Here is a 13,604-nt window from a genome sequence, read left to right on the forward strand (position 1 = left end):
GTAGCTTTTACCCGTCGCGCTCGCAAGCCGCGATATATGGGTTTCCGGCTGGTGCTCGGCTGTGGGTCCGTCGGTCAGCGGGTCGTCGAACGGCTTTCCGACGGGCACCGTCTCCTCGTAATCACCGAGGACCAGCGCACGGTCGAGACCCTGCGCGACGAGAGCGTCCCGGCGCGCCGCGGTGATCCCACCGATCGATCGGTCATCGCCGACCTCGAGACGCCAGGCGTGATCTTCGTGGCCGCCGACCGGACCGACGTCAACCGCGCCGCACTCGAACACGCCCGGGCGGAGTTTCCGTCGTCCTCGATCGTCGTCTACATGGGCGGGAACGCGACCGAAACCGACCGACGGGAGTGTCGCGCCCTCGCGGACCACGTCGTCGACGCCGAAGCGGCGATGGTCGACCAGGTGCTCGCCGAAACCACGACCACGTCCGCCGAGGCCGCCATCGAACTCCGGGCACAACTGCAGACGATCGACGGTCGGCTGGGGGTGATGATGCACGACAACCCGGACCCGGACGCGATCGCGAGCGCGGTCGCGCTGGTCGACATCGCGGCGTCGGTCGGCGTCGACGCCGACGCCTGTTACTACGGCGAGATCTCCCACCAGGAGAACCGGGCGATGGTCAACCTGCTGGATCTCGACCTGCGGAATCTCGCGCCGGACGACTCCCTGTCGGAGTACGAGGCGTTCGCCCTGATCGATCACTCCAGGCCCGGGGTCAACGACCAACTGCCGGACGACCTCCACGCCGACATCGTCATCGACCACCACCCGCCCCGCGGGCCGGTCCCCGGGGAGTTCGTCGACCTTCGAGAGTACGTCGGCGCGACCAGTACCGTCCTGACGGAGTATCTCGATCGGTTCGACGTCCCGTTCGATTCGGCGACGGCGACGGCACTGCTGTACGGCATCCGCGTCGACACGAACGACTTCACCCGCGAGGTGTCCGCCGCGGACTTCAACGCCGCGTCGTTGCTGTGGCCCCACGTCGACACGACCGTCCTGCGCCAGATCGAACAGCCGACCGTCGAGGGCGAGACCCTGGAGACGATCGCGCGGGCGATCAAGAACCGTGACCAGCGCGATTCGGTCGCGGTCGCGAGCGTCGGCCGGATCGGGAACCGCGACGCCCTGCCGCAGGCCGCCGACCAGTTGCTCGCGATGGAGGGCGTCGAGACGACCCTCGTCTTCGGGTTCATGGACGAAATGGCGTTCCTCTCGGCTCGATCGCGGGCCGGCGACGTCGACCTCGGCGAGACCCTGCGGGACGCGTTCGACCAGATCGGGAGCGCGGGCGGCCACGCCGACATGGCCGGCGCGCAACTCGAGATCGGCATCCTCGCCAGCGCCGACGGCGAACGGGAGGTCGACTCGATCGTCAGCGTCGTCGAGGAGGTCATCGCCAACCGGTTCTTCGAGGCGATCCGGACCCAGCCCGGCATCCCGGTCGGGACCTACACGCGGACGAGCGAGTGGCTGTTCACGATGGACGAGGACGAGGAGACGTCCTGATCTCCCGGGACACGCGCCACGATCGATCCCTCGAACTGGGGTTATAGCTTCCTGGCGATGCGCTCCATGGCGAGAACGAGCCTGTAGAAGAGATACAGGAACAGGAGGGAAACGACGAGCGACGCGACGCCGCCGAGCAGTTGGATCACTACGGTGACCGGAATCCCGAAGAGGAGGGCCCCGACCAGACTGCCGACGCCGATCGTCAACAGCCCGAGACCGAGCACGATAGCGTACGCGACGAGACCGCTCTCTGGCGGGTGGGCACTGGACATACGTTCGCTACCGATGATAGTGACAAAATCGTTCGGATGACGGTCGGCAGGCCGTCTCCCCTCGCCGGCGCGATCCGATCGATGGCCGGGGGAGTCGTCGACGGCGACAGGACAGTACTTTTGCTCGCGGACGCCCAATCCTCGGGTATGGAGATCGCGTCGGAACGGAGCAAACCCCGGGTCGAGGAGTACATGACGCGCGACGTGGCGACGGTTTCGCCCGACGCGACCGTCGGGGCGGTCGCAAAGCGGATCGCCGAGAGCGACAAGCACAGCGGATTCCCGGTCTGTGAACGCCGTCGGGTCGAAGGGTTCGTCAGTTCCCGGGACCTGTTGCTCGCCGACGACGGCGACCCGATCTTCAAGGTGATGACGACCGATCTGCTCGTCGCCCACCCCGAGATGAAGGTGACCGACGCGGCCCGGGTCATCCTCCGATCGGGGATCCAGAAACTCCCGGTCGTCGACGACGCGGGGAACCTCGTCGGCATCATCTCGAACGCGGACGTGATCCGGAGCCAGATCGAGCGGGCGACCCCCGAGAAGGTCGGGAAACTGATGCGGACGCTCGAGCAGATCCACGACGTCACGCTCAGCCAGGAACGCCGCACCGTTCCGCTCGACGAACTCACTCCCACCCAGGGCCGGGTCTACGCCGACGAACTCGAGGGGCGACGGTACGAACTGGAGCACGGCCTCGCCGAACCCCTCGTCGTGATCGACAACGCCGGGACGCTCCTGCTGGCCGACGGCCACCACCGCGTGCTCGCGGCGGACCGACTGGAGATCGACGAGATGGACGCCTACGTCATCGTCGTCGACTACGAGGTCGATCTCGGGATGGCCAAGACGGCCGAGAAGGAGAACCTCGAACGGATCGACGACATCGAGGTCGTCGACTACGCTCGCCACCCACTGGTCCAGACGACCAAACGGCTCCAGTCCGGGGAGTAGGACCTCCTCTCCGTTTCGATCCGTCGCTTCGCATAGCCAGGTCGGGTTCGTCCCGGCGACTGTCGCCCCGCATGACTACTGGTGAGGGTTATCCGTACCGGGCGAGTATCCCTCGTCAATGACCGACGCTGGAGCGACTGCCGATCGCGTCCTGATCGCCGGCGGGACCGGCGACACTGGCACCGAACTGCTGTCCGTCCTCCGCCCGACCGACCTCACCGTCCGTGCGACCTGCCGGTCGTACGCCGACGTGGACACCCTGGATCGCCTCGGTGCGGACGAGGTCGTCGTGGCGGACTTCTTCGACCCCGCGGACGCCGTCACCGCCGTCGAGGACTGTGACACCGTCTACTGCGCACTGGGGACCGCACCGAGTTACCGGCACACGATCGGGGGCAAACTCGTCGATCGAACCGGCGTACTCAACCTCCTGACGGCGGCGGTGGCCGAAGACGTTTCCCACGTCGTCCACACCAGTGCGATCGGGGTCGGCAACTCGAAGGCCGGACTGTCACTCCCCGCCCGACTCCTCATCCGCGGATCGCTGAAGGCGAAACAGGACGCCGAGATGGCGATCCGGCGCTCGGGGCTGGACTACACGATCGTTCGTCCCGGGAAACTGACGGACGCACCGCCGACCGGCGACCTGCTGGTCGGCGAGGGCGGCGACTCGGTGTCGGGATCGATCGCACGGACCGATCTCGCACGGGTGCTCGCCGCGGCGCCGTTCACCCCGGACGCGCGGAATCGAACGTTCGAGGTCGTCAGCCGGGACGGACTCGAGGGGACGCCGTCGAATCTCGTCGACGTCGACTGGGCGTTCGATCGGGTGCAGGCCGATAGCGATCGGATGCGCCTCTGAGGACGCCGGCCAGCGTCGTGGGGCGTGCCAGCAGGTCCCGGAATCCTTAATGCTCGGCCCGGCAAAAATTGCGATTATGTACGACGACGAGGACCTCGAATCGATCCGGGAGGCCACGGAGGAGTGGGAAGAAGAGACGCTCGATCCCGTGCTGGAGCGTCACGGGGAGCGCCAGGATCGATTCGCGACGGTCTCGAACCTCGAAGTGGATCGGCTCTACACGCCCGACGACGTCGCCGACCTCGACTACCTCGAGGATCTCGGCTTTCCGGGCGAAGAGCCCTACACCCGGGGTCCGTACCCGACGATGTACCGCGGGCGGACGTGGACGATGCGCCAGTTCGCCGGCTTCGGGACCGCAGAGGAGACCAACGAGCGCTTCCACTACCTGATCGACGAGGGTCAGACCGGGCTCTCGACGGCGTTCGACATGCCGACGCTGATGGGACTGGACTCCGACGACCCGATGAGTCAGGGCGAGGTCGGCAAGGAGGGCGTCGCCGTCGACACGCTCCGGGACATGGAGATCCTCTTCGACGGGATCGATCTCGAGGAGATCTCGACGAGTTTCACGATCAACCCGTCCGCACCGGTGATCTACGCGATGTACGTCGCGCTGGCGGACCAGCAGGGCGTCCCGCGCGAGAAGATCCGGGGCACCCTCCAGAACGACATGTTCAAGGAGTTCATCGCACAGAAGGAGTGGGTGATTCCTCCGGAGCCCTCGCTCGATCTCGTCACGGACGTCGTCGAGTTCAGCACCGAGGAGACGCCGAAGTTCCACCCCATCTCCGTCTCGGGCTATCACATCCGCGAGGCGGGGTCGACCGCCGTCCAGGAACTCGCGTTCACGCTCGCCGACGGCTTCGGCTACGTGGAGGACGCGATCGATCGCGGCCTGGACGTCGACGAGTTCGCCCCGCGGCTCTCCTTTTTCTTCAACTGTCACAACTCCTTCTTCGAGGAGATCGCCAAGTACCGGGCGGCCCGGCGGATCTACGCCCGCGTGATGGACGACTGGTACGGTGCTGAGAAGGCCGAGTCGAAGCGCCTCAAGTTCCACACCCAGACTGCGGGCCAGTCGCTGACCGCCCAGCAGCCGCTGAACAACGTCGTCCGGGTGACGATCCAGGCGCTGGCCGGCGTCCTCGGCGGTACCCAGTCGCTTCACACCAACAGCTTCGACGAGGCGCTCGCCTTGCCCTCCGAGAAGGCGGTCCGGGTCGCGCTGCGAACCCAGCAGATCATCGCCGACGAGTCCGGCGTCGCGGACATCGTCGACCCTATGGGCGGGAGTTTCGCCGTCGAGGCGCTCACCGACGAGACCGAACAGCGAACGATGCGCTACCTCGAGGAGATCCGCGACATGGGCGACGGCTCGGTCCGTGACGGCATCCTGCAGGGCATCGACGACGGCTACTTCCTCCGCGAGATCCAGGAGGCCTCCTACGAGTACCAGGAACGCGTCGAGCGCGAGGAGGAGGTCGTCGTCGGGGTCAACAAGTACACGCTCGAGGAGGACACCAGTCCCGACATCCTCCAGATCGACGAGACCACGGAGGAACGCCAGCTCGCCCGCCTCGAGGACGTCAAGGCCGATCGGGACGACGACGCCGTCGAAGACGCGCTCGACGAACTTCAGGCGGCGATCGATCGCGGCGAGAACACGATGCCGTACATCGTCGACGCCGTCAAGGCGTACGCGACGATGGGCGAGATCATGCAGGTGTTCGAGGACGCACACGGCGCCTACAGCGAGGAGATCGGACTGGCCTGAGCGCCCGCCGTCCATCGCGAACGCACGATCGAATCGGTTCGCATTCGTCGGGTCGGAAAACTGCGGGACGAGACGCCGATCGGGGTAACGTTTATCCCGTTCATGTGCGATGGTCTCGGTATCCATGAGCGACGAATCCGGCGACGGAACGGAGGTCGAACTCGAGGCACGACTCGAGGAGCAGGATCGGTTCGAGCCTCCCGAGTCGTTCGTCGAGGGGGCGAACGTCACCGACGAGGCGATTTACGAGGAGTTCGAGGAGAACTGGCCGGAGTGCTGGGAACGAGCAGCCGACCTGCTCTCGTGGGACGAGGCGCACGACACCGTTCTCGAGGACGGCGACGCGCCGTTCTACGAGTGGTTCACCGGCGGCGAACTCAACGCGTCGTACAACTGCCTCGATCGCCACGTCGAGGACGGACGGAAGAATCAGGCGGCGATCAAGTGGGAGGGCGAACTCGGCGAGACCCGAACGTACACCTACGGCGACCTGCTGAACGAGGTCGAGGCCTTCGCGGCGGCGCTTCGTGAGCTCGGCGTCGAGGAGGACGACGTCGTCACGTTGTACATGCCGATGATCCCGGAGTTGCCGATCGCGATGCTGGCCTGTGCCCGCATCGGCGCACCGCACTCGGTCGTCTTCGCCGGCTTCTCGGCGGACGCGCTCGCCACGCGGATGAACTCGGCCGACAGCGAGTACCTCGTCACCTGCGACGGCTACTACCGCCGCGGCGACGCGCTCAACCACAAGGAGAAAGCCGACAAGGGGCTGCGCGGGGTGGACCACGACGTCCAGACGGTCGTCGTCGATCGACTCGGAGACGAACTCACGCACTTCCTCGGGAACGACGCCCACGACTACGACGACCTGGTCGACGCCCACGAGGGAGCGACGGTCGAGCCGGTCTCGCGGGACGCCGAGGACATGCTGTTCCTGATGTACACCTCGGGAACGACCGGCGAACCGAAGGGCGTCAAACACACGACCGGTGGCTACCTCTCGTACGCGGCGTGGACCTCCCACGCCGTCCTGGACGTGAAGCCGGAGGATACCTACTGGTGTGCGGCCGACATCGGCTGGATCACGGGCCACTCCTACATCGTCTACGGCCCGCTCGCCCTCGGAACGACGACCATGATGTACGAGGGGACCCCCGACTATCCCGAGCGCGATCGCCTCTGGGAACTGATCGAGAAGAACCGGGTGGACATCTTCTACACTGCCCCCACCGCCATCCGCTCGTTCATGAAGTGGGGCGAGGAGTATCCCGCAGGGCACGACCTCTCGAGCCTTCGCCTGCTCGGCACCGTCGGGGAGCCCATCAACCCGCGCGCCTGGAAGTGGTACTACAAGCACATCGGCGGTGAGGAGTGCCCGATCGTCGACACCTGGTGGCAGACCGAGACCGGGGGCATGATGATCACCACGCTGCCGGGGATCAACACCATGAAACCCGGCTCCGCGGGGCCACCCTTGCCGGGGATCGACGCGCAGGTCGTCGACGTCGAAGGAACCCCCGTCGACCCCGGCGACGCGGGCTATCTCACCGTCCAGAACCCCTGGCCGGGAATGCTCCGGACGCTGTACGACAACGACGATCGATTCCTCACGGAGTACTGGCAGGAGTACTCCGACCCGGACGCCGTCAACAGACAGTTGACGACCCCTCACTCGACGGAGTCTCGTGAGGACGCCGACGAGTGGGTCTACTTCCCCGAGGACGGTGCGACGATCGACGAGGACGGCTTCGTCACCGTGCTGGGTCGGGTCGACGACGTGATCAACGTCTCCGGCCACCGACTCGGCACGATGGAGATCGAGTCCGCGATCGTCGGGGTCCCCGGGGTCGCCGAGGCAGCCGTCGTCGGCGGGGACCACGAGGTCAAGGGGCAGGCCGTCTACGCCTACGTCATCCTCGAGGACGGACAGGAGCCGACCGACGATCTGCGCGAGCGAATCGTCGACGGCGTCGAGGACGGCATCGGGCCGATCGCCCGCCCCGAACAGGTGGTCTTCACGCCCGAACTGCCCAAGACCCGATCGGGGAAGATCATGCGCCGCCTGCTCGAGGACATCGCGAGCGGCGACGAACTCGGCGACACGTCGACGCTACGGAACCCGGGCGTCGTCGACGACATCGCAGAACAGGTCGAGACCGACTAGCGGCGTTTCGCATCCACACTGCCGACCGCGGCCGATCGCGACCCGCGCTCACTCTGCATTCTCGTCGAACCGCGACACGATGTGTAGCGCCAGTAGTCCCACTGCCAGGAGCGTTCCCACCGCGAGAACCCCGTAGAGCGCCATCGTCACGGGCGAGACCGGGACCGAGACCCCGGCGACGGCGAGCGTCTCGATGCCCGATCGAGCGGGAAGCGCGTAGCCGAGCACCGCCCCGAACGCGGCGGTGACGGCGACGAGCGCGAGTCCCAGGCCGACGACGACGCGGCGGCCCGCGAGCGACCGCATCTCGGCTTCGCCCGCAGTCCGGGACCGATCGGAATCGGGGGCTCGATCCGGCGTCATCGCTGACAGGTCAGTGCGCGTGTCAGAGCCTTTTTGTCCGGTTTCGGTGATACGGAGACCGTGAAAGAGAAGGAACTGTTCGGCCTGGTCCTGGTCGGGATCGCGCTCCTGATGGCCGTCTCGGGGTACGTCCTCATCGCCACCTGAGTACGCGAGCGGAGAGACTGGCCCGTCACTCCTGGTCGGTCGAATCGCCTTCCTCGACCCCGGCCGCCGATTCGACGCCGTCGATCGCGTCCCCGGCGTCGCCGTCGTCGACCGTCGGTGCCGAGTCGCCGCCGTCGATCACCGACGCCGACTCGCCCCGGGTCCGCGGATCGGTCTCGATCACCCGGGCCGCCAGGCCGGTCGCGATCGCGAGCACGGTGGCGATCGACAGGAGGATCGCGAACTGGAGACCCGACTGGAGCGGGTCGACCCCCCACGGGTTGAAGACTGCGAAGGTGGCGACGAAGAACAGGATGATCGCCAGCGGAATGGCGTTGACTACGAGGTCGATCGCGATTTCGGTGTCGAAGGCTCGTCGGCTCATTGGTAGTGGTACCGTTGGTGGAGTGCGCTGGAGGGTCGGTCATCCGTCCCGATACCGGCCGATCACGGCCCCCAGTACCGCGAACGCGCCGGCGACGGCGATCGCGGTTCCCCGGGTCGCCAGTCCGACGAGGGCGTCGCTACCGGCGATCGTCAGCAGGTCGGTTCCGACGGCGTACAGGAACGTGCCGCCGGCGACGAAGACGATCCCGAGCCCCGCCGCGATCGGCCACGGACTCGTCACGTGGTTCGACTCGGCGACGAAGCCGGCGACGCTGGCCACGAACAGCACGAGTCCGCCGACCGCGAGGGGGCCGAGGCCGACGAGGATGCCGACCTCGGACAGGACGAGGGAGACGGCGAGCAGGAACGGCCACGGACTCGCGGTCGTCCGATCGTCGGTCCGGGTGGTGTGATCGGCCATACGCACCCTACCACGGCCCCGCAGTTGTAACTGGTCCCGGAGATCGGCGGTGACGACAGTCACGGATCCGTGACAGAATCGGAGACGGGAGAGCGGGATCGACGGCCGTTACGCGTCGCGATCGATGACGAACTCGGTGAACTCGTGGAGTTTATCGACGGTCCCGGGATCGAAGTCGAGACCGTCGATCTCGGCACGTGCCTCGGCGGCCAGGTCGAGGGCACGCTCACGGGCACACGCGAGGCCCCCGGTGTCCTCGATGATCGAGAGGGCTTCGAGGACCTCCTCGTCGGTGTTGGTGTCGGCCTGGAGGATCTCCTGGAGGCGGCGGGCGCGCTCGGGATCGCTCTTCTCGATCGCGTGGATGACGAGGAGGGTCTTTTTCCCCTCGCGGATGTCGTTGCCGAACTCCTTGCCGAACTCGCCGGCACGGCCGAGCGAGTTCTCGACGTCCAGGATGTCGTCGCCGATCTGGAACGCGACCGCGGTCAGTTCGGCGTACCGCGCGACGGCTTCCTCCACCTCGGCCGGCTGATCGGTGATGATCGCGGCCAGTCGGGCCACGATCCGCCCCAGGCAGCCGGTCTTGCACGCACACATCTCGAGGTACTGCTCGGGTGTGACCCGGACGTCGCGTTCGTTGTGCCAGCAGATGTCCATCCCCTGGCCGAGGTGGGTCCGGTTGAGTTCGTCCATCAGCATCTCGTAGGCGGCCAGCCGGCGATCGGCCGGCAGGTTAGCCGGGTCCCGGGTCAGGATCTTCAGCGGCAGGAAGTACATCGCGTTCCCGGCGTTGAGCGCGACGTCCTCGCCGTAGAGGTGGTGCAGGGCCGGTTCCCCGCGGCGCATCGCGGCCTCGTCCTCGACGTCGTCGACGATGATCGTCCCGTTGTGGAGGATCTCGGGGATACAGGCGTAGGGCAGGTACGCCGCCGGGTCCTCGCCGAACGCGTCGATGAAGACGAGAAAGAGCACCGCGCGCCACCGTTTGCCGCCCCGATCGAGCAGTTCCCAGATCGGATCCGACAGGGCCCGCTGGAGCCCATCGGGATCGTACTCGTACGTCGCCTCGCCGAAGAACGACTCGAGATAGTCGACGTCGATCTCGCGTGGAATGAGGTCGGCGATGGCCTCGTCGATAGCTGGCCGCCACTTCGCAAGCGTCTCCCGCATACACCCTCAGAGAGGGAGCGGCCTCAAAAAGATTCAGTTCTTCGTGGACAACACTGATTGGATTTATTACTATTCCGGAACCCTTAATCGGGCGGCAAGGTGACGCGGGAACATGGCAGACGAAGCCGAACTTCGCGAGCAACTCGTCGACGCGTTCGAGGGCGCGGACTACCCCGTCAGCAACCAGATGGATCTCGTACCGGCACTGCCGAACGGGCCGGCGACCTCCTTCGAATCCGGCGATCTCAGCTTCACCGCGATGGAACTGGGCACCAAGGCCTCCGGCCAGCAGGAGTTTCCCTACGACGACGTCGACTCGCTCGTCGACGACATCATCGCCGGACTGAAAGACGAAGGCGAACTGTAGGGTTGCGATCCGTTCACGGTCTCCGCATCGGCCGCGGCCCGCGACGGGTCAGGACCTGCGACTCCGGATAGTTCGAAAACCGTAATGTTGTTTTCATGACAACCGCCGACGACCAGGGCCGGCACCGTTCTCGACCGATCGGCGTCCCGTCGTCGATTGCGTCTCGATCCCGAACAGTTACCCGCTCGTGGGTCCTCGCCACTCGCATGACGACCTGGATCGGTGACGTCTTCACCAGTGACGTCGGCTGGACGCACCTCGAGCGACTGGTCGATATCGGCAACCGGATGGCCGGCAGCGACGGCGAACGCGAGGCCGCGGAACTGACCCGCGACGCGCTCGCCGAGGCCGGCGCGCGAAACGCCCGACTTGACACCTTCGACGTTCAGGGCTGGACGCGCGGCGACAGCACGATCGCGGCCGGCGAGGAGAACCTCGACTGCATCGCGCTTCCCCGCAGTCCCGCCGACGCCATCGCGGCACCGCTCGTCGACCTCGGCTACGGCCTGCCGGAGGACTTCGAGTCGGCGGACGTCGAGGACGCCGTCGTGATGGTCCGCAGTGACATCCCGGACTACTACGATCGGTACGTCCACCGCCGGGAGAAGTACTACCACGCGGTCGAGAACGGGGCGGCCGCGTTCGTCTACCGCAACCACGTCGAGGGCTGCCTGCCGCCGACCGGCAGCGTGGGGACGGAAGCGGATCCGATCGGGGAGATTCCCGCCGTCGGCGTCTCCGCGGAGGTCGGCGCACGGCTGGCGCGCCGGTACGAGGGCGACGACGTGACCGTCTCGGTCGACGCGGAGATCCACCCCGCGGAGAGCCAGAACGTCCACGCCGAACTCGGACCGGACACCGAGGATCGCGTCCTGGTCACGAGCCACGTCGACGCCCACGACATCGCGGAGGGGGCACTCGACAACGGCGCCGGTACGGCGATGGTCGTCGAGATCGCGAACGCGCTCGCGGACCGGGAGGACGACCTCGAGACCCGCGTGGAGTTCGTCGCCTACGGGGCCGAGGAGGTCGGTCTCGTGGGGTCCGGCTACCACGCCGAGGAAACCGACCACGGGACGATCGAAGCGATCGTCAACAACGACGGCGTGGTCCGCGATCGGACGCTCTCGCTCACCACGCACGGGTTCGACGGCCTCGAGACCGCCGCGAACGCCGTCGCCGAGCGGTACGACCACCCGATCGAGACGGTGCCCGAACTCGGCCCCCACAGCGACCACTGGCCGTTCGTCCAGTGGGGCGTTCCGGGGTATCACGTCACCTCGACCTCCGACGACGTCGGCCGCGGCTGGGGTCACACCTTCGCCGACACGCTCGACAAACTCGAAAAGCGCGACCTCCGGGAACAGGCGATCCTCCTGACCGCCCTCGTCGTCGAACTCGCCGACTCGGCCGCGACGATCGAGCACCGCGATCCGGAGGCGATCGCCGCGGACCTCGAGGTCCAGGACCTCGCGGAAGGGATGCGGGTTACCGGCGACTGGCCCTACGACGATTGACATCCCCCCGCCCTGAAGGGCGAGGATTCCCGAGCGTTGGGATATTAAGGTTCGCAACCTCCCCGTTCGCTCGGTGCGAAACGCCCCGAGGGTTGGTTGAACAGGTAGGCTACTGGCCGTGCCAACCGACCGTTACTCATATCCCCCGTAGAAGGATTCTGAGTTATCTTTCTGCGAATGTTCACCGCACCGTTCACGTCTGCGTTCATCGTCGCACCGCACGACTCACAGACGTACAATCCACGCTCCACACGATTCGCGTCACGCTTCCGGCCACAACACGAACACGTCTTGCTCGTGTCGCGCTCGCTCTTGCGGTCTACGAGGATACCGTGTTCTTCGGCCTTGTATTCGAGCAACGTGGTGAAGCGGTCGAACTCCCATCCGTGGAGTTTCTTGTTCCCACGTTGTCCCCAGTTTCGAGACTCGCCGTTCTCGTCCTCACGAATCCTGCTCAAATCACCGATGGCGATGCGTCCGACGTCGTGGTCGATGCACCGCTCAACAATGTGTTTGGCGAGCGCGTGCAGGAAGTGGTCTTTCCGCCGAGACAACTTCTGTCGAGCACGGAGCGCACGTTTGGACGGGCCGTTCTCGCCTTCCGTCTTGTATTCGTCGCGGGTGAAGTAGTGTTTATCCTGCTTCATCTCGTTCCCCGGATACAACTCGGCGTCTCCATCGTCATAGGCGATGGCGAGATAGTTCGTGATTCCGAGGTCGATACCCGCCGTGTTGTCGCCGGGTGCGTCCTCGACGGGAATCTCGACCTTGCAGACGAGATGGAGTTCCCAACGGTCGCCGTTCCAGACGGCTCGAACTTGCTGGATGTTCTCCACGGTTACGTCCGGCCGCGTCTCGTACTCTACAAGGATGAAGTCCGAGCGGTGGTTCTTCAGGTTGAAGCCCTTGCTCAGGCGGAGTTGATTGTGCTTGGCGTCGTGTTTGATGCCGTTTTGTTTCCACGTCACGGTGGAGCGTGGGTGGTTGTCGCCTCGCTTTCGGTAGCCGGGTGGATTCGCGTCGGTGTCGCCGTTCTTGCGCTTTTTGAACCAGCCGTTGAACGACTCAGCAAGCTCTTCGAGAACTCGCTGACTTGACTGAGAATGGAGGTCACTGTATCGTTCGTGGTCTTTTAGTTCGCGCTTGAGGTCGGCTTCGGACGGTATCTCGCCGGTTTCATCCCATTCTTGTTGGGTGTGGTAGCGGGCGACATTCCACAGTTTTGATGCTGAGTGTCCGCAGTCATCGAGGTCGTCACTCACTTGGGAGTGGTTGACGATTTTCGCTCGATAGGTGCGGGTTGTTTCCAGCATCTGACTGTGATCATAAATTTTTATGGATTAATCAGTATTAAAGATAGTGGTTGAGCGTGGAATATCCAGCCGTGCAGTCTTCGGTGGGTGGCGTCATCCAGTGACAGCGCGTATCCCCGCCGTAAACAGTAGACGCCGAACCTAATTCACGACACTGCTGGTGAAGTTGTCTATGGTCAAGACAACCGAAGCAAAACAGGTCTGTCGTGCCGCATCAACTCTTGTCTACCCAGAAATCGACTTTGACATCAAGTCGTGTGGAAAGTACACGAGAGAGGACTTTCTCGAAGTCCTCTCTCGGATCGCTTTTGATCAAGAGTTCGCCAATACAGGCGGGAAAACGTACCAGTTAGATCACAAGGA

At 65.4% G+C, this 13,604-nt stretch carries 12 protein-coding genes and 2 pseudogenes; 8 read left to right on the forward strand and 6 right to left on the reverse strand.

The features are described 5' to 3' along the window. Positions 1 to 36: 36 nt before the first annotated feature. Complete coding sequence (locus MUN73_RS15155) at positions 37 to 1,521, forward strand: DHH family phosphoesterase (RefSeq protein WP_250141337.1); 1,485 nt, start codon at positions 37 to 39, stop codon at positions 1,519 to 1,521. Positions 1,522 to 1,562: 41 nt separating this feature from the next. Here MUN73_RS15155 and MUN73_RS15160 read toward each other — a convergent pair whose 3' ends face one another. Further along, the gene (locus tag MUN73_RS15160; RefSeq protein ID WP_250141338.1) at positions 1,563 to 1,796 is read right to left on the reverse strand and encodes a hypothetical protein; all 234 of its coding nucleotides are present in this window, start codon (positions 1,794 to 1,796) and stop codon (positions 1,563 to 1,565) included. A 147-nt stretch (positions 1,797 to 1,943) separates the two neighbouring features. Here MUN73_RS15160 and MUN73_RS15165 point away from each other — a divergent pair, with 147 nt between their 5' ends. The 4 genes from MUN73_RS15165 to acs all read left to right on the forward strand — a co-directional run bounded on the left by MUN73_RS15165 (position 1,944) and on the right by acs (position 7,553). Next, positions 1,944 to 2,750, forward strand: coding sequence for a CBS pair associated ParBc domain-containing protein (locus MUN73_RS15165; protein WP_250141339.1), 807 nt, complete (start codon positions 1,944 to 1,946; stop codon positions 2,748 to 2,750). Positions 2,751 to 2,868: 118 nt separating this feature from the next. Beyond that, the gene (locus MUN73_RS15170; RefSeq protein WP_250141340.1) at positions 2,869 to 3,612 is read left to right on the forward strand and encodes an NAD(P)H-binding protein; all 744 of its coding nucleotides are present in this window, start codon (positions 2,869 to 2,871) and stop codon (positions 3,610 to 3,612) included. Between the two features lie 76 nt (positions 3,613 to 3,688). Further along, the gene (locus tag MUN73_RS15175; RefSeq protein ID WP_250141341.1) at positions 3,689 to 5,389 is read left to right on the forward strand and encodes an acyl-CoA mutase large subunit family protein; all 1,701 of its coding nucleotides are present in this window, start codon (positions 3,689 to 3,691) and stop codon (positions 5,387 to 5,389) included. A 124-nt stretch (positions 5,390 to 5,513) separates the two neighbouring features. Continuing rightward, positions 5,514 to 7,553, forward strand: a complete 2,040-nt coding sequence (gene acs / locus MUN73_RS15180; protein ID WP_250141342.1) for an acetate--CoA ligase — start codon at positions 5,514 to 5,516, stop codon at positions 7,551 to 7,553. Positions 7,554 to 7,601: 48 nt separating this feature from the next. On the opposite strand, the gene MUN73_RS15185 is transcribed toward acs, so the two are convergent. From MUN73_RS15185 to MUN73_RS15200, 4 genes and pseudogenes are all read right to left on the reverse strand, one after another. Further along, positions 7,602 to 7,916 (reverse strand): DUF7520 family protein, encoded by a 315-nt coding sequence (locus tag MUN73_RS15185; RefSeq protein ID WP_250141343.1) that lies wholly within the window; start codon positions 7,914 to 7,916, stop codon positions 7,602 to 7,604. 292 nt (positions 7,917 to 8,208) lie between these two features. Next, positions 8,209 to 8,448, reverse strand: a pseudogene (locus MUN73_RS15190) (DUF6684 family protein); the annotation flags it as partial. A gap of 39 nt (positions 8,449 to 8,487) precedes the next feature. After that, positions 8,488 to 8,871 (reverse strand): DUF7541 family protein, encoded by a 384-nt coding sequence (locus MUN73_RS15195; RefSeq protein WP_250141344.1) that lies wholly within the window; start codon positions 8,869 to 8,871, stop codon positions 8,488 to 8,490. A gap of 108 nt (positions 8,872 to 8,979) precedes the next feature. Further along, on the reverse strand, positions 8,980 to 10,044 hold the full coding sequence (locus MUN73_RS15200; protein ID WP_250141345.1) for a polyprenyl synthetase family protein: 1,065 nt from the start codon (positions 10,042 to 10,044) through the stop codon (positions 8,980 to 8,982). Between the two features lie 112 nt (positions 10,045 to 10,156). Here MUN73_RS15200 and MUN73_RS15205 point away from each other — a divergent pair, with 112 nt between their 5' ends. Next, positions 10,157 to 10,411, forward strand: a complete 255-nt coding sequence (locus MUN73_RS15205; RefSeq protein WP_250141346.1) for an MTH865 family protein — start codon at positions 10,157 to 10,159, stop codon at positions 10,409 to 10,411. Positions 10,412 to 10,617: 206 nt separating this feature from the next. Then, positions 10,618 to 11,928 carry a M28 family peptidase gene (locus MUN73_RS15210; RefSeq protein ID WP_250141347.1) on the forward strand — a complete coding sequence of 437 codons (1,311 nt, stop codon included), beginning with the start codon at positions 10,618 to 10,620 and terminating at the stop codon, positions 11,926 to 11,928. Between the two features lie 44 nt (positions 11,929 to 11,972). On the opposite strand, the gene MUN73_RS15215 is transcribed toward MUN73_RS15210, so the two are convergent. Next, a complete protein-coding gene (locus MUN73_RS15215) occupies positions 11,973 to 13,241 on the reverse strand; it encodes an RNA-guided endonuclease InsQ/TnpB family protein (RefSeq protein ID WP_250141348.1) in 1,269 nt (422 codons plus the stop codon). 172 nt (positions 13,242 to 13,413) lie between these two features. On the opposite strand from MUN73_RS15215, the pseudogene MUN73_RS15220 reads away from it, so the two are divergent. Next, positions 13,414 to 13,604 (forward strand): annotated as a pseudogene (locus MUN73_RS15220) (transposase); the annotation flags it as partial.

Origin of the sequence: Halosolutus amylolyticus, from assembly GCF_023566055.1 — an archaeon.
GTDB lineage: Archaea > Halobacteriota > Halobacteria > Halobacteriales > Natrialbaceae > Halosolutus > Halosolutus amylolyticus.